The 20192-nt window shown below is 53.0% G+C and carries 19 protein-coding genes; 17 read left to right on the forward strand and 2 right to left on the reverse strand.

What is annotated here, in order from left to right:
- Nucleotides 1–11: 11 nt before the first annotated feature.
- Nucleotides 12–1049 (forward strand): GlxA family transcriptional regulator, encoded by a 1038-nt coding sequence (locus tag AUQ41_RS16185; protein ID WP_063089287.1) that lies wholly within the window; start codon nucleotides 12–14, stop codon nucleotides 1047–1049.
- A gap of 9 nt (nucleotides 1050–1058) precedes the next feature.
- Here AUQ41_RS16185 and AUQ41_RS16190 read toward each other — a convergent pair whose 3' ends face one another.
- Nucleotides 1059–1991, reverse strand: coding sequence for an L-lactate dehydrogenase (locus tag AUQ41_RS16190; RefSeq protein ID WP_063089288.1), 933 nt, complete (start codon nucleotides 1989–1991; stop codon nucleotides 1059–1061).
- A 658-nt stretch (nucleotides 1992–2649) separates the two neighbouring features.
- On the opposite strand from AUQ41_RS16190, the gene AUQ41_RS16200 reads away from it, so the two are divergent.
- Nucleotides 2650–3921 carry an SRPBCC family protein gene (locus AUQ41_RS16200; protein ID WP_063089290.1) on the forward strand — a complete coding sequence of 424 codons (1272 nt, stop codon included), beginning with the start codon at nucleotides 2650–2652 and terminating at the stop codon, nucleotides 3919–3921.
- Nucleotides 3918–5051: a hybrid-cluster NAD(P)-dependent oxidoreductase gene (locus AUQ41_RS16205; RefSeq protein WP_008889672.1), complete on the forward strand. Its 1134-nt coding sequence runs from the start codon at nucleotides 3918–3920 to the stop codon at nucleotides 5049–5051. Before AUQ41_RS16200 ends, AUQ41_RS16205 begins: the two co-directional genes overlap by 4 nt.
- 73 nt (nucleotides 5052–5124) lie before the next feature.
- Here the strand turns inward: AUQ41_RS16205 and AUQ41_RS16210 are convergent, their stop codons facing one another.
- A complete protein-coding gene (locus AUQ41_RS16210; protein ID WP_063089291.1) occupies nucleotides 5125–6174 on the reverse strand; it encodes a GlxA family transcriptional regulator in 1050 nt (349 codons plus the stop codon).
- 416 nt (nucleotides 6175–6590) lie between these two features.
- On the opposite strand from AUQ41_RS16210, the gene AUQ41_RS16215 reads away from it, so the two are divergent.
- The 14 genes from AUQ41_RS16215 (at nucleotide 6591) to AUQ41_RS16275 (ending at nucleotide 20192) form a co-directional block, all read left to right on the forward strand.
- Nucleotides 6591–7340, forward strand: coding sequence for an electron transfer flavoprotein subunit beta/FixA family protein (locus AUQ41_RS16215; RefSeq protein WP_063089377.1), 750 nt, complete (start codon nucleotides 6591–6593; stop codon nucleotides 7338–7340).
- Between the two features lie 20 nt (nucleotides 7341–7360).
- A complete protein-coding gene (locus tag AUQ41_RS16220; RefSeq protein ID WP_063089292.1) occupies nucleotides 7361–8296 on the forward strand; it encodes an electron transfer flavoprotein subunit alpha/FixB family protein in 936 nt (311 codons plus the stop codon).
- Nucleotides 8297–8331: 35 nt separating this feature from the next.
- Complete coding sequence (gene purU / locus AUQ41_RS16225; RefSeq protein ID WP_008889668.1) at nucleotides 8332–9189, forward strand: formyltetrahydrofolate deformylase; 858 nt, start codon at nucleotides 8332–8334, stop codon at nucleotides 9187–9189.
- Nucleotides 9190–9283: 94 nt separating this feature from the next.
- Nucleotides 9284–11845, forward strand: a complete 2562-nt coding sequence (locus AUQ41_RS16230; RefSeq protein WP_063089293.1) for an FAD-dependent oxidoreductase — start codon at nucleotides 9284–9286, stop codon at nucleotides 11843–11845.
- Between the two features lie 533 nt (nucleotides 11846–12378).
- Nucleotides 12379–13101, forward strand: coding sequence for a sulfotransferase family 2 domain-containing protein (locus AUQ41_RS16235; RefSeq protein WP_168173426.1), 723 nt, complete (start codon nucleotides 12379–12381; stop codon nucleotides 13099–13101).
- A 401-nt stretch (nucleotides 13102–13502) separates the two neighbouring features.
- Entirely contained in the window at nucleotides 13503–13868 is a 366-nt protein-coding gene (locus tag AUQ41_RS20750) for a hypothetical protein (RefSeq protein WP_143588750.1), read from the forward strand.
- Between the two features lie 212 nt (nucleotides 13869–14080).
- Nucleotides 14081–14794, forward strand: coding sequence for a hypothetical protein (locus tag AUQ41_RS16240; protein ID WP_063089295.1), 714 nt, complete (start codon nucleotides 14081–14083; stop codon nucleotides 14792–14794).
- Nucleotides 14778–15011, forward strand: coding sequence for a helix-turn-helix transcriptional regulator (locus AUQ41_RS16245; protein ID WP_063089296.1), 234 nt, complete (start codon nucleotides 14778–14780; stop codon nucleotides 15009–15011). The genes AUQ41_RS16240 and AUQ41_RS16245 overlap by 17 nt, the downstream gene beginning before the upstream one ends.
- The gene (locus AUQ41_RS16250; protein ID WP_063089297.1) at nucleotides 14998–15741 is read left to right on the forward strand and encodes a conjugal transfer protein TraL; all 744 of its coding nucleotides are present in this window, start codon (nucleotides 14998–15000) and stop codon (nucleotides 15739–15741) included. Before AUQ41_RS16245 ends, AUQ41_RS16250 begins: the two co-directional genes overlap by 14 nt.
- Nucleotides 15741–16178: a hypothetical protein gene (locus tag AUQ41_RS16255; RefSeq protein ID WP_063089298.1), complete on the forward strand. Its 438-nt coding sequence runs from the start codon at nucleotides 15741–15743 to the stop codon at nucleotides 16176–16178. Before AUQ41_RS16250 ends, AUQ41_RS16255 begins: the two co-directional genes overlap by 1 nt.
- A 28-nt stretch (nucleotides 16179–16206) precedes the next feature.
- Entirely contained in the window at nucleotides 16207–16545 is a 339-nt protein-coding gene (locus AUQ41_RS16260; RefSeq protein WP_063089299.1) for a hypothetical protein, read from the forward strand.
- A gap of 13 nt (nucleotides 16546–16558) precedes the next feature.
- Nucleotides 16559–16864, forward strand: coding sequence for a hypothetical protein (locus AUQ41_RS16265; RefSeq protein ID WP_063089300.1), 306 nt, complete (start codon nucleotides 16559–16561; stop codon nucleotides 16862–16864).
- Nucleotides 16861–19275: a VirB4 family type IV secretion system protein gene (locus tag AUQ41_RS16270; protein WP_083952854.1), complete on the forward strand. Its 2415-nt coding sequence runs from the start codon at nucleotides 16861–16863 to the stop codon at nucleotides 19273–19275. Before AUQ41_RS16265 ends, AUQ41_RS16270 begins: the two co-directional genes overlap by 4 nt.
- The gene (locus tag AUQ41_RS16275) at nucleotides 19257–20192 is read left to right on the forward strand and encodes a hypothetical protein (protein ID WP_143588749.1); all 936 of its coding nucleotides are present in this window, start codon (nucleotides 19257–19259) and stop codon (nucleotides 20190–20192) included. The genes AUQ41_RS16270 and AUQ41_RS16275 overlap by 19 nt, the downstream gene beginning before the upstream one ends.

The following is a 20192-nucleotide window of genomic DNA, read 5'->3' on the forward strand; positions in this document are numbered from 1 at the left end:
GGATATCTCGATTGCCGATATTGATTTTACATATTCCGTCATTTACTTTTCTGATCATGCCAAGCACACATCACCGATTTGTCTTTGTCCTGTTTGACGGATTTTCCAATCTGGTTCTGGCCAGTGCGCTGGAACCGTTACGCGCGGCCGCAGGTCTGCCGGGCGGGCCGGAGATAAGTTGGGATATCTGCACGATCGACGGATCACCGGCGACAAGTTCCAGTGACCTTGTCATCACGCCAAAGGCGGCCCTCAATGCCATCCCTGACCCGACACATATCGATTATCTTGTGGTGATTTCGGGTTATGACATGCGCCATCATTTGTCGTCGCGCACCCGTGCAAGATTGCAAAATGCTGCGCAACATGCGCGCACGGTGATTGGTGTCGATACTGCCGCCTGGTTGCTGGCGTCGTGCAACATGTTGGCGGGAAAATCGGCGACCATCCATTGGCAGGAACTTGATCAGTTCCGTGAACAGTTCCCAGATGTCACCGTATTGACTGATCGCTTTGTCGAAGACGGTAAAATGATCACATCCGGGGGGGCTGCAACCGTCATGGAAATGATGCTGCACATCCTTGCGCGGCAATATGGGCCTGCGGTTGCCTTTGATGTCAGCAATCTGTTTGTCTATGACGCCCGCCATAAGCGGCACGGCGCCCCCAATATATCTGGACGCGGCGCAGACCGGTTGCATGGGCCGGGCGCGGATCATGTCAGGCGGGCGGTTGCCGAAATGATCGTCCATATCGAAACGCCGGTTGCACTGAAATCCATTGCGACCCACGCGGGATGTTCCCTGCGCAGTCTGGATCGCGCCTTTCAGGACAATTTGCAGATGGCACCGGGCAAATATTATCAGATGCTGCGTCTTGGCCGGGCCCGTGATCTGGCACGATCCACCGACATGAAGCTAGCCGACATCGCCCTTCAAACCGGGTTCAAAAGCCACGCGGCACTCAGCCGGGCCTATGCGCAGGCCTTTGGCACAACCTTGCGCGCGATGCGCAGCAAACGTCGACCTGCCGGGGTCTTGGGCTCATAACAGACCATGTTACAGCCGGATTGAGTCAACACTGTCCTTCAAAAGCCGCGCACTTTTTTCAAGGCCGTCACGCTCCGCACTGACAAGGTCAGGCATCAGATCGGTCTCAATCCCCTGCGCCCCGACCACGCGGGGAATGGACAGGGCAACATCCTTGACCCCGACAATTTCGGGGGTCACGCACGATACGGTCAGAACGTCATGCTGATCCTGAGCAATCGCCTTGATGATCCGCGCCAACCCGGCCCCGATCCCGTAATAGGTCGCCCCTTTGCCCTTGATGATTTTGTAAGCCGCATTGCGCACACCATCATCAATGGTGGCACGAACATGTTCTGTAATCGGGGATCCGACCTGGGCGGCAATATCGGCCAGTGAAAGCGATCCCACCTTGGCGTTCGACCAGGCCAAGACTTCGCTGTCGCCATGTTCGCCAAGGACATAGGCATGAACCGATTGCGGCGAAATACCCAGATGACGCCCCAAAAGACTGCGGAAACGGGCAGTATCAAGGATCGTCCCCGAACCGATCACGCGGTTGGCAGGTAACCCGGATATCCGTTGCGTGATCTGGGTCATGATATCGACCGGGTTCGATGCAATCAGGAGAATTGCGTCAGGCGCAACCGCAAGAACATTGCCGACCACGTCCTTGAAAACGGCGGCGTTTCTTTCCAGCAAAGCCAGCCTGCTTTCGCCGGGTTTCTGACTGACCCCGGCGGCAAGAATGATCACCGATGCCCCGGCAAGACCGACATAGTCAGCCGCCTCGACAATTGTTGAGGATAGAAACGGCACTGCGTGCGCAATGTCTTCGGCTTGGGCGACGGCCAGATCGTGGTTCTGATCGACCAGAACCACCGAACTTGCGAGTCCCATGACGGCAAGCGCATAGCCCGCCGAACTTCCGACCATTCCGGCCCCGACAATGCCGACTTTCATCACCCGAATCCCCAATTTTCAAGGTCTGTTGTCATGATGATGCCATTGCGGCCGATTGACGTCAAAAAAAGCGAGGAAAACTGCTGTTGCACATTGAAATTTCTCCAGACAAAGGCCACCTAGCCGGTATCGTGTGCCCGACAATGATAACTGCGTCGCAAAACTACTGCCCAATTGACTTATGCTTTCTCCCTTAGCGACCTCATTTAGAAATAGATTTTCTGATCGCTCACTCTTTACCGTGGGCGTGCCAAAGAGCAGGTTACCTGCCGGCGGAGTAGAGGGAGACTTTGGGTGCAACTGACGGCCCGCAAACCGGCACGTACATCGTACGTGAAACCATGTTCGTATTCGCTTTTGGGTGCGAATACCAATCGTGCCAATCACCATGGTGTTGCGGCAAACGGTTTCCTGCGTTCGGGACCATCACATTTTGTGCGGACGCAAAACTGTCAGTTACCTCGGCTATACCAACTTTCTCGCGCGCAGATAGCCACTGAAGACGTCCAGGAAATAAGCCCGAGGCCGGAAACAACCGGTTTCAATTGTCTGTACACCGACGAATGTGATCGGTGATATGCTTACGCCCTGATGCAAACGGCTAGCCATGCACAGGATTCCATCCAGATACCATTGAGAGAAGCCGAGGTATCCGACCATGCATTCTTCTGACATTCAAAAACTCGTCGCCCGCCGCCAGACATTCAAAAGCCTTGAAGCGCCGTTCTACAGCGATCAGGACATTCTGGATCTGGATATGGAAGTGATCTTTGGCCAGCACTGGATCTTTGTTGGCGTAGAGCCGGAACTGCCCGAGCCTGGCGATTGCATCACGGTTGAAATCGGCGGGGCGTCGATCCTGATCCTGCGTGGCGACGATATGGGCATTCGTGCCTTCCATAACGTTTGCCGTCACCGCGGTGCGAAACTGATCGACGAACGCCAAACCACAATTGGCAATATAGTCTGCCGTTATCATGGCTGGACCTACAACGAGGATGGCGACCTTATCCTTGCTGAGCACATGGGCTCCGACTTTGATAAAAGCTGCCATGGTCTGAAAACCGTCCATGTTCGTTCCATCGCAGGTCTGATCTTTATCTGCCTGGCCAAGGATGCACCGGCCGATATCGAAGAAATGGCCAAGGTCATGGAGCCGTATATCGCGCCGCACGACCTTGCCAACTGCAAAGTCGCCCACGTTTCCGAACTGATCGAGGAAGGAAACTGGAAGCTGACCATGGAAAACAACCGCGAGTGCTATCACTGCGAAGGCAACCATCCGCAGTTGACCGTGCCGCTGTCAGAATTCGGTTTCGGTTTCTCGCCTGATGAACTTGATCAGCGCCGCTCCGAAGACGTTGCGAAATATACCCAGACCATCGCCAATGACCATGCCCGCTGGGAAGCCTGCGGTCTGCCGTCTGCGGAACAGGATCAGTTGTCGAGTGTGACCGGTTTCCGCACCATGCGCCTGCCGCTGATGCGCGAAGGGGAATCACACACCCTTGATACAAAATCGGCATCCAAGAAACTGCTTGGCAATTTCACCGATGCCAAACTTGGCGGGCTCAGCTTCTGGACCCACCCGAACTCCTGGCACCACTTCATGGCTGACCATGTCGTGACCTTCTCTGTCCTGCCGCTGGCACCGAACAAAACGCTGGTCCGAACCACGTGGCTGGTTCACAAGGACGCGCATGAGAACGAGGATTACACGCTTGATAACCTCACCCATGTGTGGAACATGACCAACCAGCAGGATGCAGACCTTGTGCGTCTTGCCCAGATTGGCAGCGAACAGCCTGCATACGAACCGGGCCCCTATTCCAAGTTTACCGAACCGCATGTCGAAGCATTCTGTGACTGGTATATCAAGCGTCTGGAAGACCACTTCGCAACGACCAAAGCCGGGATTGCCGCAGAATGACCGACAAGAATACCACCGACAGCAACAAGGGCGATCAGGCCCCGGTCGAAGAAATTCTGACCGAAGTTACCCGGGTCCCGCTTTGGGACCCGGAAAACGACGACGTCCTTGTTTGCCGTCAGGTGCGTCAGGAAACGCACGACGTTAAGACCTTTGTCTTTTCCGCACGTGAACCGCGCGCGTTTCGTTTCTACCCCGGTCAGTTCATGACGTTCGAACTGCCGGTCGATGGCATGATTACCCGGTGTTACACGATCTCGGCTTCGGCAGCCCGCCCATACCGTCTTGAAATTACGGTCAAACGGGTTCCGGGTGGTCCGGGGTCGAACTGGCTGCATGACAACATGCTTCCGGGCAAGGAAATCAACGTTTCCGGTCCGGGCGGCGAATTCACCGCTGATGCCACGGGCGAAGAAAAGCTGTTGTTCATTTCGGCTGGCAGCGGCATTACCCCGATGATGTCGATGACACGTACTGCCTGTGACCTGTCCGAACCGACCGATCTTCATTTCGTTCATGCGGCACGTACGCCGTCTGATCTGATTTTCCGTGACGAGCTTGCCCTGCTGGCCGCACAGAACCCGACCCTGAAGGTGGCATTGACGTGTGACAGCGCGTCTGCAAGCCATCAGTGGACCGGTTATACCGGCCGCCTGAGCCTGCCAATGCTGTCGCTGATGTCGCCCGACTTCAAGGATCGCAAGGTATTTTGCTGCGGCCCCGCCCGCTTCATGGAGGGTGTGCGTCACATGCTCGAAGAAGCAGGCTTCGACATGGGCAAGTACTATGAAGAAAGCTTTGATTTCGGCGCTGAAACCGCGGGCACGTTCGAAGAACACGCTTCCGTCGCACCGGAAATCAGCGAGCAAACCTTCCGCGTCAGCTTCAGCAAAACCGGCCACGTGGTTGAATGCAGCCCGGGCATGACCATTCTGTCGGCCGCCAAGGAAGCCGGTCTGATGCCGATGTCATCCTGTCAGCGTGGCATTTGCGGCACCTGCAAATCCAAACTGGTGTCCGGCGAAGTCGACATGAACCATGGTGGCGGTATCCGTCAGCGCGAAATTGATCAGGGCAAGATCCTGATTTGCTGCTCGACCCCGCTTTCCGATGTCGAGGTCGAGATGTAATATCTCTGCGATCTTAAGCACATCATTTAAAATGCCCTGCTTACCATCACAGTAAGCAGGGCGTTTTCGTTTCTTATGCGCCGGCCTCAAGCTGCGGTGCGTCTTCGACCATCGCACTTGTGGCCAGTGAATCCGGGATCGGACGACGCAGGGCCTGTGGCGTACAGCCATAACGACGACGGAACATCCGGCTAAGGTGCGAAGAATCACAAAAGCCGCAATCAACCGCGATCTGGGCGACAGACTTGTCGCTTTTCTCGATCAGGTGCTGGGCCAGATCAAGCCGGATATTAAGGAACGCCACCTGGGGCGATGTATCCAGCGCCATCCTGAAATGCCGTTCGATCTGGCGTTTGCTGTTGCCCATGCGACGCGCAATTTCCTGAACGGAAATCGGCATATCGATATTTTGCTGCATGATCAAAAGCGCGCGCTGCACGATCTGGTCCTGCGTTTTCAAATCCAATGGAATGCCCGGCTGGGGCTTCTCCGCCTGAAGTGCATCATCAATGATCATGATATGCAGGCTTTTATTCGCCTGCGCCCGCCCGACATGCTTGTCGACCAGATAGGCGGCCAGATGCGCCGAACTGACCCCACCGGAACAAGTCAACCGGTCGCGATCGACGACAAAGATTTGCTCGGTAACCGGATCAAGTCCCTCGAACTGCTCGACCACCTCGGAATGATGGAACCAACTGACACAGCAACGATACCCGTCAAGAAGCCCGGCCTCATGCAGCATAAAGACCCCGGTGCAAACACCAACAAGTGGCACCCCGGCTTCGGCCGCTTCGTGCAGGAATTTCTGATAGGCGGGGCTCAGCTTTTCGGCGTCATCCATCAGCCCGCCAACAACCACGATATAATTGAAGCGCCGTGGATCGCCCAAGCGTTCCTTGGGCTGCACCGCGATCCCGCTACTTGATGTGATCGGGTCCATCGTGTCGGATAGAACCGTCCATTTACACAGGATCGGACGACTGCGATCACCTTCGTCTGCGGCAAGGCGTAAAACATCGACAAAGTTGGCAAAGGCGCACAACGTAAAGCGTTTTGCGAGGATAAAACCGACGGTTAAACGCGGTGCAGTCTGGGCACGTGCTTCAGGCTTCTTGAGCATCGGTTCCTCCGATACAGACAAGGTTACCGGCTTTGTCGTAGCGGTAATCTCACTTTGACGCAAACATTCTATTTTTTGGCGCAAAAAGTCGCCAGATTACTTTTCATGATACCGAAGGGTATGTCGGCTAAGCAAGAGAAACACAGGGTCACGGCAGAATCAACAATCGGATTGCGATCAAGATGCCAAAATCGGCAAACAGTACATTCGCGCCCCGAAACGATCGTCAGAAACCTGTCCAGATTGCCCCGACCCCGGAAACTCGGCATCCAGAATTGCACCACGCTCAATATCGCCTCCGGTAGTGTCGCATCGCGTAACGCTTCCAGTCTTTGAAACTTAAATCGGGTTGCTGCAAGACGCACCCACCCCGGACCAAAACTTGTTTGATCCGGATTTCGTCAGAGAGGGAAATGATGAAGGTTCTCGTACCGGTCAAACGGGTCGTCGACTACAACGTGAAGATCCGCGTCAAGGCGGATGGCTCCGGTGTCGACCTTGCCAATGTCAAAATGTCGATGAACCCCTTCGACGAGATCGCGGTCGAAGAAGCCATTCGCCTTAAGGAATCCGGTCAGGCTGACGAAATCGTCGCCGTTTCGATTGGTCCGGCACAGGCACAGGAAACTCTGCGCACCGCCCTTGCCATGGGTGCTGATCGCGCCATCCTGGTCACGGTTGATGGTCCGGTTGAGCCGCTTGACGTCGCGAAAATCCTCAAAGGTGTTGTGAACGCCGAGGAACCCGGCCTTGTCATTCTGGGCAAACAGGCGATTGACGACGATGCCAACCAGACCGGACAGATGCTTTCGGCCCTGCTTGGCTGGTCACAGGCAACTTTCGCCTCCAAGCTGGAACTCTCGGCTGATCACGCCAAGGTAACCCGCGAGGTTGATGGTGGTCTTCAGGCCATCAGTGTGCGCCTGCCGGCAATTGTCACCGCCGACCTTCGCCTGAACGAACCGCGCTATGCGTCGCTTCCCAATATCATGAAGGCAAAGAAAAAGCCGCTCGATAGCAAAACCGCCGCTGACTTTGGCGTTACCGTCGCCCCGCGCCTGCGACTGATCCGGGTTGAAGAACCCGCAACGCGCAAGGCGGGCATCAAGGTTGCCGATGTTGCCGAACTCACCGACAAACTCAAGAATGAAGCTGGCGTCATCTGACCCAGGCGGAGATTGAAATCATGGCTATTCTTCTTTTTGCCGAACACGATAACGCCACCCTGTCCGAACAGACCGCAAAGGCACTGAGTGCTGCCACCCAGATCGGCGGCGACATTGATATTCTCGTCGCGGGCTCGGGCATTGGTGCGGTTGCCGATCAGGCAGCCAAACTTGCCGGTATTCGAAGCGTCCTGGTTGCTGACAACGACGCCCTGGCAAACCATCTTGCCGAAAATGCCGCCGATCTGATCGTTTCACTTGCGGGCGATTACGACACCATCGTTGCCGCCGCGACCGCAAACGGTAAAAACATCCTGCCGCGTGTTGCCGCCCTGCTCGACGTCATGCAGGTGTCCGAGGTGATGGAAGTTGTCGATGCCGATACCTTCAAACGCCCGATCTATGCCGGCAACGCCATCGAAGTGGTGCAAAGCACAGACGCCAAGAAAGTGCTCACCATCCGCACCTCAAGCTTTGGTGCAGCCGAGGCCGGCGAAGGCGCTGCCGAGATCAAGCAGGTTGATGCCGGAAGCGCAAATAGCGGGAAATCTTCCTTCCTTGAAAACATCCTGTCGGAAAATGATCGGCCGGAACTGGGTTCTGCCAAGATTATTGTTTCCGGTGGCCGTGCCCTTGGTTCGGAAGACAAGTTCAAATCCGTTATCACACCCCTGGCTGACAAACTTGGCGCCGCAGTTGGCGCATCGCGTGCGGCTGTCGATGCGGGCTATGCCCCCAACGATCTTCAGGTGGGTCAGACGGGTAAAGTCGTTGCTCCCGACCTATATATCGCATGTGGTATTTCCGGCGCGATCCAGCATCTGGCAGGTATGAAAGATTCCAAGATTATCGTTGCCATCAATACCGATGAAGAAGCGCCGATCTTCCAGGTCGCAGATTACGGCATTGTCGGTGATCTGTTTGAAATCCTGCCGCAGCTGGAAAACCAGCTTTAACATTCAACACGAGACATCAAGACGGAACCAAACCAGTGAATGATACCTCTTATATCCTTCGTGTTGCCTGTGATGATCAGCCGGGCATCGTTGCGACCGTTACCTCTGCTCTGGCCACGCGCGGCGCCAATATCGCCGAGTCCAACCAGTTCTGGGACCGCCACACCAACAAGTTCTTCCTGCGTGTTGCGATTATCACACCGGCAGATATCGACAAGGAATCTGTTGCCCTGTCGCTGAACCCGGCGGTGGATCGCTTTAACCTGAAGCTCAAGATTGATGAAGTTGCACGCCGTCCGAGAATCATCATCATGGTTTCGAAATTCGACCATGCGATGCTGCACCTTCTTTACCAAATCAAGGTCGGCTGGCTCGACGCCGAAGTTGCGGCCATCGTTTCGAACCACGAAGATGCCCGCAAGGTCGCCGATCAGGAAGGCATTCCCTTCTACCACTGGCCGGTGAACAAGGAAAACAAGGCTGAACAGGAAGCCAAGCTTGCTGACCTGATCAAGGAAACCAAGTCTGAACTGGTTGTCCTGGCTCGTTACATGCAGGTCCTGACCAACGAGCTTTCAAGCCAGTTCTATGGCATGATCATCAACATTCACCACTCCTTCCTGCCAAGCTTCAAGGGCGCAAAGCCCTATCATCAGGCTTACGAGCGCGGGGTGAAACTGATCGGGGCGACGGCACACTATGTCACACCGGATCTCGATGAAGGCCCGATCATTGAGCAGGAAACCGAACGCGTGAACCACGCGATGTCCGCAGACGATTTCGTCGCAGCTGGGCGCGATATCGAATCCCGGGTTCTCGCCCGCGCCGTCAAATACCATCTTGAAGGCAGGGTGATGCTTAATGATCACCGAACGGTTGTCTTCACTTTGTAGTAAACTTCGCAAAGGGGCCGGCTTCGACCGGTCCCTGACGCGTTTTCGCCATGCCGAGCACTGACAAACATCTCGGAAAGAAGGATTGAGAGAAATGAGCGCATTTCCAAGCAAGGCCAAAGTCGTCATCGTCGGTCTCGGGGGTATTGTTGGTTCCTCGGTGGCGCATCACCTGATCGAGAACGGCTGGGATGATATTGTCGGCATCGACAAATCGGGCATTCCGACCGATATCGGCTCGACCGCCCACGCATCCGACTTCTGCTATGCCACCAGCCATGATCAGCTGACCACCTGGACCACCATGTATTCCATGAATTTCTATGAAAAGATGGGCCATTACGCGCGCATCGGTGGTCTGGAAGTCGCACGTGTCGGTGATCACGAACGCATGGGCGAACTCAAACGCCGCGTTGATTCCGGCAAGGCATTTGGCACCAACGTCAAAATCATCTCGGCCGCTGAAGCCAAAGAAAAATTCCCGCTTCTCGAAGAAGACCAGATCATGGGTGCGATGTGGGACCCGGATGCAGGTCTTGTTATTCCGCGCTCCCAAACCGTTGCTGGCAAACTGATCGATCAGGGCGTTGCATCCGGCAAGCTCAAGATCTTTTCCAACACCTCGGCGCTTGAACTGATCACCGAAGATGGCCGCATCAAGGGTGTGGTCACCGAACGCGGTACGATCCATGCCGACTATGTTGTTGTCTGTGCCGGTCTCTGGGGTCGCCTGATTGCTGAAATGGCCGGCGAAGACCTTCCCGTCATGCCGGTTGACCACCCGCTGACCTTCTTCGGGCCGTACAACCAGTTCGAAGGTACCGGCGTTGAAATCGGTTATCCGTTGCTGCGTGACCAGGGCAACTCGGCCTATATGCGCGACACCGGCGACCCCAAAAGCACTGAGGGTGGCCAGATCGAATGGGGCTACTATTACGAGGAAAACCCGCGTCTGGTCCATCCGCGCGACATCCTTGAAAAGGATCAGGCACGCCTGTCCCCGTCGCAGCGCGACCTTGAACTTGAAGACGTCATGGAACCGCTTGAACGCGCCATGGAACTGACCCCGATCCTTACCGAGCTTGGCTTTAACGAAAGCCACTCGTTCAACGGCCTGTTGCAGTCCTCGGCCGACGGCGGCCCAAGCATGGGTGAAAGTCAGAACCTGCGCGGCTTGTGGTACGCGGTTGGCATCTGGATTAAAGACGGACCGGGCATGGGCAAACTGATTGCCGACTGGATGACCCATGGCCGCACCCACATCGACCACGCCTCGGTCGATTTCTCGCGCTTTAACAAGTTCCAGCTGAACGAACAGTATATCCACGACCGTTGCTACGAAACGGCGAAAAAGATCTATAACCCGCCGGTCCACCCGCGCGAGCCGTTCGCCAATGCACGTGGTATTCGTCGTTCGCCGTTCTACGAACGCGAAGTGGAACTGGGCGGTTACTTCATGGAACTCGGCGGCTGGGAACGTGCACACGGCTATGCCGCCAACGAGCACCTGCTTGAAAAATACGCTGACCGCGTGCCCGTTCGTGAACATGAATGGGACAACCGCCATTTCTGGCGCGTATCGAACGCCGAGCAACTGGCCATGAGCGACGATTGCGGCATCATCAACCTGTCGCACTTCCACATGACCGACATTTCCGGCCCCGATCACGTCGAACTGATGGAATGGCTCTGTGCTGCAAAGATCGGTGGGGATGGCAATATCGGCAAGGGTATCTATACCCACATGCTTGATGACGAAGGCATGGTGCGTGCCGACTTCACCGTCTTCCGCATGGAAGACCGCTGCCGTCTGGTCAATGGTGCCGATGCCGGCCCGCGTGACCTGACCTATATGCGCCGCACCGCCCAGGATAAGGGCTGGGATGTCACGATCACCGATGTGACCGAAGATTTCACCACCATCGGCATCTGGGGCCCGAACGCGCGTGAAAACCTTAAAAAGGTTGTCGAAGATCCCGAGGCGCTCAATGTGGAAAACTTCCCGTTTGCCGCCATCCGTCAGATCAAGATTGCCGGTAAAACCGTTTCGGCCTTCCGCATTTCCTATGTCGGTGAGCAGGGCTGGGAACTTCATATGCGCTATGAAGACGGCCTGGCTGTCTGGGATGCGCTGCGCGGTATTGGCGTTCTGGCCGTGGGTGTCGAAACCTATGCCAACTCACGCCGTCTGGAAAAATCACTGCGCCTGCAGAACGCCGATCTGCACACGCAGTACAACCTGCTGGAAGCCGACCTTGCCCGCCCGAAGGTCAAGGAAGCCGACTTCCGCGGCAAGGCAAAACATGTCGAATATCGCGAACGCGATCATCAACCAGCCATGCTCTGCACCCTGATCATGACCGATAATGTCGATGCCAATGGTGTTGCCCGTTATCCGGTCGGACGTCTGCCGGTAATGGATCCGGAAACTGGCAAAACCCTGATTGATGAATTGGGCCGTCGTTCCTACACCACCTCGATCGCCTTTGGCCCAAGCATCGGCAAAAACATCGCCCTTGCCTACCTGCCATGGGATTACTGCCAGGAAGGTCGCAAACTGATCGTGTCTTATATGGACGAGATCTATCCGGTCGAAGTTTACGGCATCGGCTACAAACCGATCTATGACCCGGAAAACCTCAAGCCGCGCAGTTAGAGCACCAATGGATACATTAGCTGCACTGGGCGCTCCACTTTACGCGGTCCGGTGCAGCATATCGGCAATCAGCTCAATGTTCGGAGTTAATCTTAGCTAGCCGAACACAACCACAAACATTATATCCTCCAGATACTATCAATCCAGTATGTTTGTGTGCAACTGCACTTGATGATCCGCTCCCCATACAACAAAAGCTTGCGAGTTTTTATGGTCAATGACGATTAATTATTGTATATTTATACACTAGGTCAGATAAAATAATGAACAATCAAAATATTGAAATGGGGTCCCAAATCGGTCATTTGTATCATACCAGGCAGGATTGAGGCTGAGATTCCAACAGTCGAAAAATTTCGAAATTTTCTAGCTTGCTACATTACATGAAATTGTTCACATATAGAACTATCCTTTCTATCCGTAAGCTTTTTTTCCAGCTAGGTATCCGAAGGCGTTATGTTTTTTTTGGCCCGTGCTTGGATAAACGTATAACTCAAAGGCTATTCAAAAGTCTCTGCATAGACAATCAGCGGATGCTGGTTTCAAACGCCAAAAAAAAAGACAAATACTCCCAGTCCCTTCCTGTTCCTGTCTTTATGCACATTCCTAAGACAGCAGGAAGTTCGATTGGAGAGCTGCTTGAAAACAAGGTCTCCCGTACGGATTTCTATACCACAATAGAGCGCCCCGAAGACGGGTACGACAATGAACGCTTTAAGCTTGCGGTAAATAATCCGGACATCAAGATTATCCAAGGTCATTTTGATAGTCGTCTGTTAGAAATCATTGAGAGACCATATTTTGCCTTTACGTTTTTACGAGACCCAGTCGATCACGTTGTCTCATTTTACTACTATATTAAAAATCATCCCAAACACTCGCAGTTTTCGCTTATTCAAGAAAGAGATATGAATCTATCTGAAATTTACAGAACAACACCTCCACCACTTCTTGACAACCTGCAAGTCCGTTACCTCTGCGGAAAACCGAGCACCAAACTGAGCGAGGAAGATTTAGAGCAAGCTAAAACCAACCTACGTAGCAAATTTGAACTTGTTGGAACTTTAGATAATCTTGATGCAGCAATCGTAAGACTCTCAAGATTGCTAAACTTATCAAAACAGGCTACCATCCAACATATAAATGTTGGAAAACACCGACCACACTTTGAAGAAGTTCCCAAAGCAACGCGAGATGCGATAGAAGAACATAATTCGTTCTCTCGAGAGCTATACGAGTATGCAAAGAGCCTTTGAGCTACCACAACTATTGCGCGGTGTCACAGCTACAAAGTATTGATTTAAAGCCTACGCAACGAACCTCCAAACAGGATCATTGACGCGAGCTTGTAGCCCTTGCGCAGTCTGCGCGGCTTCGCCGTGCTCGACCTTCAGTTGTGAGCACAGGCTCAGAACACAGGAAGATCGAAGGTTCAAAGCGTCTTCACGTGATCAAACAAAAAAGGCGGCCCCAATACGGGACCGCCTTTTTTTATTTGGTTGCGGGGGCAATCGCCGATGTTTGATTCACTTCCACGGGATTTGCATATTTTAGCTCATTAGAGCCAGAAGATCGCATACCCGTGATAGATTGGGATCATATCTTTCTCTTCCTTGTCAAGTCGTTAATGACCGAACGATGTATGATGGGGAAGTCTATGCAAGCCGCTTGGGGACAGGCAAGAATACAGGTTCTGGCGTTAAAACCAGAGATAACAGCCGCTCTGGAAGCAGGCCAATCGGTTGGTGCCATCTATGATGATCTGAGCACCAGTCAGCGCATTTCCATGTCACGCATAACTTTTTACCGATGGTGCCGCCGATTGCGAACACCCGCCATCTCGAATGCGTCATCCTCATCAATTCCTTCGACACAAAAATCACCCCAGGCACCTTCTGTTGCAGATGATCAGCAACGGCGACCTTCACCCGATACGAAAGCATCGCCTCGTGACGGCTTGAGCAATGAAGAACGCATTGCCGGAAAAATCGCCGAAGGAAGGGAAGCAGGTGAACTTATTTGAGGCCGAGCAATGACCAGAAAGGTTACCTCCTGCGGCAACGATCCGCCCACGCGTCATATCGATCACCGCCGGATTTTGGTTCCGGTCTGGTGGATGTAAATGCCCCAACACCTACGCCCGTTACCCGATTTTTTTGAAGATTATCGGGTCGGGCTTTTCGGGTAGGGGCCGGTGTTGCTGGCCAAGTCAGTGTCAGTTTGTGGGGATACAGTATGGATTGCGAAAAGCCGTCAGAAATTGACATCACGGCACCTGCGACAACAGCTTTCATCTTTAAGGAGGTGAACCGTCGCGACTGGTACCTACGCTTGTCAGCTCTGGCCAAGGAACTTCCATATATCGACTTTAAATTTGCCCAAGTTTCGAAAGGTTATCCGCTTGATACCCGTTCGAAGCTTCGCCTGGCGCGTGTGATTGCTAAAGCAGAGGTCGTATCAAAATATCCGGCCTGCCCTAATAAATGGGACGATATTACCGAAAATTTCGTATCTGATGGTTACGCTGTTGCAGTTTTGGATCTGGTTCTGGACGTTCTCGCCCAAGAGAACATTCACCTTGTTCCCCGTCGCATTGAAACTGGCCCGGTCGATGATATTCACTTGCTAGAGTTATCGTCTGGCAAGACTGAGAAATCCGGTTCAGTAAATAACATTCCGAGCTTGCTTGCGGGCAAAGAAACTCTGGCTACACTTCTGGCAATATGTCTCGGCGGCATTCTTGGAAGTTTTCTTGGTGTGCTATTCGGCCATTTGTTGGTCGTGCTATTCCTTGCTGAGGAACCTCCCCAGATATATTGGGAGCCCCCCGGATTTTCGCTCCGGCATTGGGAGAGATTGAAGAGTTTGATCTCCCGCTACCGCTTGATCAGCCCGACACCCTCAGTAAGCCGGTTCGACCAATGGAGGTCGAATGAACTGGCAATCTGATTATCTCGTTTTTCACCGTCGTATGCACGAACAGCGCAAAGCGCTTGGCCTGTCTCAATTAAAGACCGCCAGCCTTATTGGTGTGTCTGAAAGAACTTATCGCAATTTCGAAAACGGTACCGGGGATCTTGAAGGTGCAAAGCTTTTCAAACTCGCCAGTTCGCTCGGTATCAAAATCATCATTTCAGACGGAGTTATCGCTGATGGCGTTAATTAACATCACTCTGCAAGGCAAAGGCGGCGTCGGTAAGTCCTTCGTCAATACGCTGCTATTGCAATATTACCTTCAGCGCGGTGTGCCGGTTCAGGGGTTTGACACCGACCCGGTTAACCAGACCCTTGCCGGTTTTGAGAAACTGCCAGTCAAGATCACGAAGCTTGCGGATCGCGATGATGAAGTCAATCCGCGTTATTTCGATACATTGATCGAAGATCTGGTTGCTCTGCCCAAAGATGGCGTTGCCGTCATCGATAACGGTTCGAGTTCGTTTCTGCCACTTTTGTCCTATCTCGTCGAATCTCAGGTGCTGGAAATGCTGACGGATGCCGGTCATTCAGTCCGTCTACAGTCGGTCATCACGGGCGGTCAGCCGATGATGGACACTATCACGGGACTTGATCGGGTATTACGCTCGATCCCAGACATTCCTGCCATTGTCTGGCTTAATCCGTATTCTGGCCAGATTGAACATCGCGATCCCGGTTCTGCGCCCAAAGGGTTTGAAGATTTCAAAATCTACAAAAACCATAAAGATCGAATATACAGCCTGATCCAGATCCCGCCTGTGCGCCAATCAACTTTTGGCGAGGATATCAAGGCGATGATGGCAGCCCGCCTGACTTTTGATGAAGCGATCGCATCCGAAACCTTCAACATTATGGCCCGTCAGCGTCTCAAGACAACTTGGGGCACCCTTTTCAACATCATGGAAGAGGCGATGCTCTGATGTCTGCACTTGATGAAACCCCGCCATTTCCAAACAGCATTGAGACAATCGATGAACTGCGCACATTTTTATGGAAGCAGCATGGAGTAACTGTCGGAGAAGACGATCCGATACTTTTAGTCTTTACAATGCACCGGGTCGCTCTTGCTCAACAAGAACGCCACTATGACAGGCAGCGAAAGCACTTCATCGAGGCCATCAACCAGTCGATCAGTCATTTCACATGTGATGTCAAAGGTGCGATTGAAACCTTCAAAAATGAAGCAATCGGCGATGTCGTACGCGAACGCATAGAGGCGATGAATGAGGCCTCCCGACAGGCTGACAGAGCCTCGGCAAACATTCGCAAATATATGTTTTACCTAGGAATCTTAACGGCCGTGAACTTGCTGGCTGTGTTCTTCAGTATCGGCCTCCTGTTCTCAGTAACCAGATAGCTTTCACCTTTATCCCATAGAGGAAAACATGAAGAAAATTGACCTCAACACTCTGACCTTATCTGCATTTATTTCAATGACCATGATCGCTCATCCGGTCATGGCCCAAGTTGATCTTGGGGACACATCAGGCGACGGCGATACATCCTGGTCCGGCTACCTCGTAGATGGCCTGACCGGGATTCTGGATGGTTTGGTAACGATTGGCGCTGTCGTGCTTGGGATCGGTCTTTGCGCATGGGGGATTGTCGGCGCGATCAACGGCAAACTTGATCCTATGCAGGCATTAACCCGAGTGGTCGGTGGTGTTGTCGCTGTGGCTGCACCGTTTATCGGCCCCGCGCTCCTGAACTTTATCAACAGTTGATAAGGAAGAGCGAATGAAGGCGGCAAGTGTCGTGCAGGTTCATGTCCAGCATCAGATGACCCTGGCAGGTCTTCCTATGAACCTCATTGCGTTTTCGGCAATAGGGGCTCTGGTTGCTCTGATTATTCCACTTGCCTTGCAAACAGTGGTTTTGCTGATCCCGGCACCCTTGGCCGGACTGATCATCACATGGGTTTTCCTCATGCGCAGATTTCGGGCTAACCCCTTCTTCGACAAAGAATTGATCCTTGCGCCGAAGTTCTGGTTCAAGCGACGACACAAAGTATCTGTGCTAAGCGCAGGTGGAGGTCATCAATGATCTGGCCAGAAGTGATTTCTACTCTAGGTGTCTCTGCGATGGCAGGTGGTCTAGCTCTACCAGCCACCCGCAAACTGTTACTCGGTGATCTTAACAACGACTGGCTCCAGGACGAGCTGGAATTTGACAGCATTGATCATAATGATGGTGTTACAGGTCGTAATAAAGACGGTTCATTATTCCGTGTCTGGTCACTACCTGGAACGAGCTATGATGCTCGCGTTGAGACCGAACAGAACAATCTCCTTCTGGGGCGCGGTAATCTTCTGCAGGATCTGGCAAAGCTGGGGGTCGCTGTTCGTTTCAGCGGTGTCAAACGTCAGCGTTCAATTGGAAGTCATGGAGAATGGCCCAATTCGGTTCTTCAGGAGATCGGCGACGCCGAAGCTGAGCGACACAAATCGAGTTACTTCATTGATTGGTATCTGATGCTGTCGGCAACGGACATGCAAGCCCTGTCCGAGGCCGACGACAAGATTCAGGCATTGTTGGCAACATATAATGTTACTCCAGTCCGGATTGCAGAATATCCAGATGAACCATGCTACCTCACAGGATTCCTGAATGGTCTGGTATGTGGTGAATATCGCCGCGACCTGTCCGTTGCCAGCCACAACATTTCCGGACGCTTGCCAGCGTCAGATATCAGTTTTGATAAACTGACAGGCCAGATCGGCACACATGTCCCTGATCGTAAACTGCAGAAAATCATCACTATCACGCACTGGCCAGAAATTTTGAATGCCTTGTTCCTTGGCGAGATTCTTGCACTGGAAGGCGACATTGAAGTCAGTCAGGTATGTGAACCGTGGGGCCGCGATCAGGCAACACTATTCTTCGAACGGCGTCTGATATCAGAGAATGGACGGATCTTTGGCAACCCGGCCGGCGCAAAAGAAACATCTGCACTACTGTCGCTTTTAAAAGAAAATGCCACGGCACTGTTTGCAACTCAGTTTTGCATTATTCCGCGTGCAGCATCTGAAGAAGCACTTAACGAACTTATCCGCGAAATCACAGTTATTCTTGCTGACAGGAGGATCGGTTACTCAATCCAGACAAAAGGTGCGCCTGCCTGTTGGTTCAACCGGATGCCCAAGCCGCTCAAAGGCGGGATGATGCCCCCCGGAAGCCGGATGATGGCCAGCCTTGACCTGCGCGATCAGAATATTGCAGCCATCTGGGCTTTGCCCCACACACCTAACGGTATGCCAGAGAGCCCGCTCGGCCCGGCACCTGTGCGACTTTTCTCGACACCTTCAGGGCAGAGCTATTCATTTCAGTTTCATGTCGTAAACAAACCTCTGACGCTGGCAAACTTCCTCGTATTTGCTCCGGCCGGAAGTGGCAAGTCCACCCTGATCATGCATCTTCTCAGTGGCTTGGCCAAATTTCCCAAAGTGCGTTCATATCTGTTTGATTCCCAAGAAGGGTCACGCTTCATGGTGGAAGCCATGGGAGGTCTCTATCAAGGTTTTGACAGCCTGGCACTCAATGCCCTGGATGTCGGTGAGGACACCCCTGAAAACCGCGAACGCATTAGGCACATCCTGTATTCCCTCGCCGGAGGGATAGAAGATCGCGAAGACAGGAAGGCGATTGATCTCGCTGTCGAGACCGCCTTTCTTATTGATCCGCCGGAGCGGACATTGAACGCCATCTATCCTTATGCCTTTGCGCGTCGATCATCTCTACGAGATGCATTTGCGCAATGGGTTGTCGATGAGAAAGGCAACAAAGGCATCCGCAGCCACATCTTCAATGCTCCGCACGATAGCCTTTCTGGGATGCTTGATCAGTCTTTCAATGTCGGGATCAATATGAATCAAGCATTGAAAGACCCGACACTGGGCGCACCGATTGTCGCTCACATTTCCGAGGCGATTTATCACTCTGCTGTGCAGATGGCTGCAACCAATGGGGAAGTAGATGGCGGGTTTGCCATCGTTCTCGAAGAAGCGGCAAGACTGCGCCAGAACAAAGGCTTCCGGGATCTCAGCGACGTCATGTATCGCGAGTATCGAAAGCTTGGCGGCATTGTCGGGATGATCTTCCAGGATCCAGCCGCCCTCACGGACAGCGAAGGGTATGAGGCGATCATTGAGAATACTGCGACCTTCATTTTCTTCCCAAACTCCAAAGTCACCGAGAAAAGTCTCATTCCGTTCAATTTGAACGAAGAACAAAAGCTGTTCATTCAAGGCAAAACACGCAGTCGCAAGAAAAAGGACCGCCGTGTCCTGATCGTCAAACGTGATGAGACCACAGGTTATGAAGAAAGTCTGATTCTGGACGTGGACCTGACTCCTCTTGGTGAACCCGCACGCTTCTATCGCAGCGGCCCGGCCGCCAATGCGGTCCTTGAAAGTCTCAAACAAAAATGGGGGGCGACATGGCAAAGCCACCTGTAACGCGAGCGCGGCTTAAGGGCATGATCATCGCTGGCATGTTGATCATGACGCCTTCATTTGCATACGCCACTTATCCAGTCTTTGACGCGACCTCTTTTGTAAAGCTCACAGAGCAATTTAACAGTCTGCAAAAGCAGCTCGATCAATTGATGGAGCAAACCCAAATCCTTGGGAAAATCAGCAAGGCTGCGCAAGATCAGATCAACGCCATTGGGAAAATGGGTAAAATTACCATGCCCATCGTCAATATGGCGAAGATGGTCCAGGCGATTAACAAAGACGCTCGTTGCCTTTTACCCGATCTCTCGCGACTTCTGCCGAGCATCGATCTCGATGATCTGGACTGGGAAAGCATTTGTGCTCGTCGTGCCTTCTATCAGGAAATGTTGTGGTTCGATCCCAACGACCCGGAAAGCTGGAAGTTCAATGAAGGAACAGCACCTGAAGACTGGTCGAACCCTGATGGTGGCAGTTGGGGAGGTGCGGGCAACGGTCCAGATTGGCAAAATCCTGACAGCTCCCCTGAAGCAGATTTTGCGTTCCGAAAGGCAAGAGACCTTGCCCGGCAGCAGGTTCTTGCCAGGCAAAATGCAGTGGTTAAGGACGCGATCAATACAGGGTTGTCTCAGTCGGATCAGATTATTGATCAGGTGGACGAAAACCAGCAAACAGCGGATGAACTCGAAGCAGAGGCAGATGCCGCCGAAGATCTGAAAGCCCTAATGCTCGTCTTGATCAAAGCTATTCTTCATCAGGACAGGCAGGAGATTCAATCCCAACAACAAAGAGCACAGTTGATCCGTATTCAGGCGGCAACCCTGCTCAAACTTATGCCGCCTGAAGCAACAATTGAGGAAGCTCTGGGTGGAGTGGATTTAGGAGAAGAAGAGACAGCAGAAAATGGGGGCAACCAATGA

This window comes from Thalassospira sp. MCCC 1A02898 (assembly GCF_001618185.1).
Taxonomy (GTDB): Bacteria; Pseudomonadota; Alphaproteobacteria; order Rhodospirillales; family Thalassospiraceae; genus Thalassospira; species Thalassospira tepidiphila.

What these genes read in the sequence shown, in the direction of transcription:
- AUQ41_RS16190 (WP_063089288.1), bottom strand. Translation starts at nt 1,991, where the DNA reads ATGAAAGTCGGCATTGTCGGGGCCGGAATGGTCGGAAGTTCGGCGGGC.
- AUQ41_RS16220 (WP_063089292.1), top strand. Translation starts at nt 7,361, where the DNA reads ATGGCTATTCTTCTTTTTGCCGAACACGATAACGCCACCCTGTCCGAA.
- AUQ41_RS16270 (WP_083952854.1), top strand. Translation starts at nt 16,861, where the DNA reads ATGATCTGGCCAGAAGTGATTTCTACTCTAGGTGTCTCTGCGATGGCA.
- AUQ41_RS16245 (WP_063089296.1), top strand. Translation starts at nt 14,778, where the DNA reads ATGAACTGGCAATCTGATTATCTCGTTTTTCACCGTCGTATGCACGAA.
- AUQ41_RS16255 (WP_063089298.1), top strand. Translation starts at nt 15,741, where the DNA reads ATGTCTGCACTTGATGAAACCCCGCCATTTCCAAACAGCATTGAGACA.
- AUQ41_RS16275 (WP_143588749.1), top strand. Translation starts at nt 19,257, where the DNA reads ATGGCAAAGCCACCTGTAACGCGAGCGCGGCTTAAGGGCATGATCATC.
- AUQ41_RS16230 (WP_063089293.1), top strand. Translation starts at nt 9,284, where the DNA reads ATGAGCGCATTTCCAAGCAAGGCCAAAGTCGTCATCGTCGGTCTCGGG.
- AUQ41_RS16235 (WP_168173426.1), top strand. Translation starts at nt 12,379, where the DNA reads ATGCTGGTTTCAAACGCCAAAAAAAAAGACAAATACTCCCAGTCCCTT.
- AUQ41_RS16260 (WP_063089299.1), top strand. Translation starts at nt 16,207, where the DNA reads ATGAAGAAAATTGACCTCAACACTCTGACCTTATCTGCATTTATTTCA.
- AUQ41_RS16205 (WP_008889672.1), top strand. Translation starts at nt 3,918, where the DNA reads ATGACCGACAAGAATACCACCGACAGCAACAAGGGCGATCAGGCCCCG.
- AUQ41_RS16240 (WP_063089295.1), top strand. Translation starts at nt 14,081, where the DNA reads ATGGATTGCGAAAAGCCGTCAGAAATTGACATCACGGCACCTGCGACA.
- AUQ41_RS16215 (WP_063089377.1), top strand. Translation starts at nt 6,591, where the DNA reads ATGAAGGTTCTCGTACCGGTCAAACGGGTCGTCGACTACAACGTGAAG.
- AUQ41_RS16210 (WP_063089291.1), bottom strand. Translation starts at nt 6,174, where the DNA reads ATGCTCAAGAAGCCTGAAGCACGTGCCCAGACTGCACCGCGTTTAACC.
- AUQ41_RS20750 (WP_143588750.1), top strand. Translation starts at nt 13,503, where the DNA reads ATGCAAGCCGCTTGGGGACAGGCAAGAATACAGGTTCTGGCGTTAAAA.
- AUQ41_RS16250 (WP_063089297.1), top strand. Translation starts at nt 14,998, where the DNA reads ATGGCGTTAATTAACATCACTCTGCAAGGCAAAGGCGGCGTCGGTAAG.
- AUQ41_RS16265 (WP_063089300.1), top strand. Translation starts at nt 16,559, where the DNA reads ATGAAGGCGGCAAGTGTCGTGCAGGTTCATGTCCAGCATCAGATGACC.
- AUQ41_RS16200 (WP_063089290.1), top strand. Translation starts at nt 2,650, where the DNA reads ATGCATTCTTCTGACATTCAAAAACTCGTCGCCCGCCGCCAGACATTC.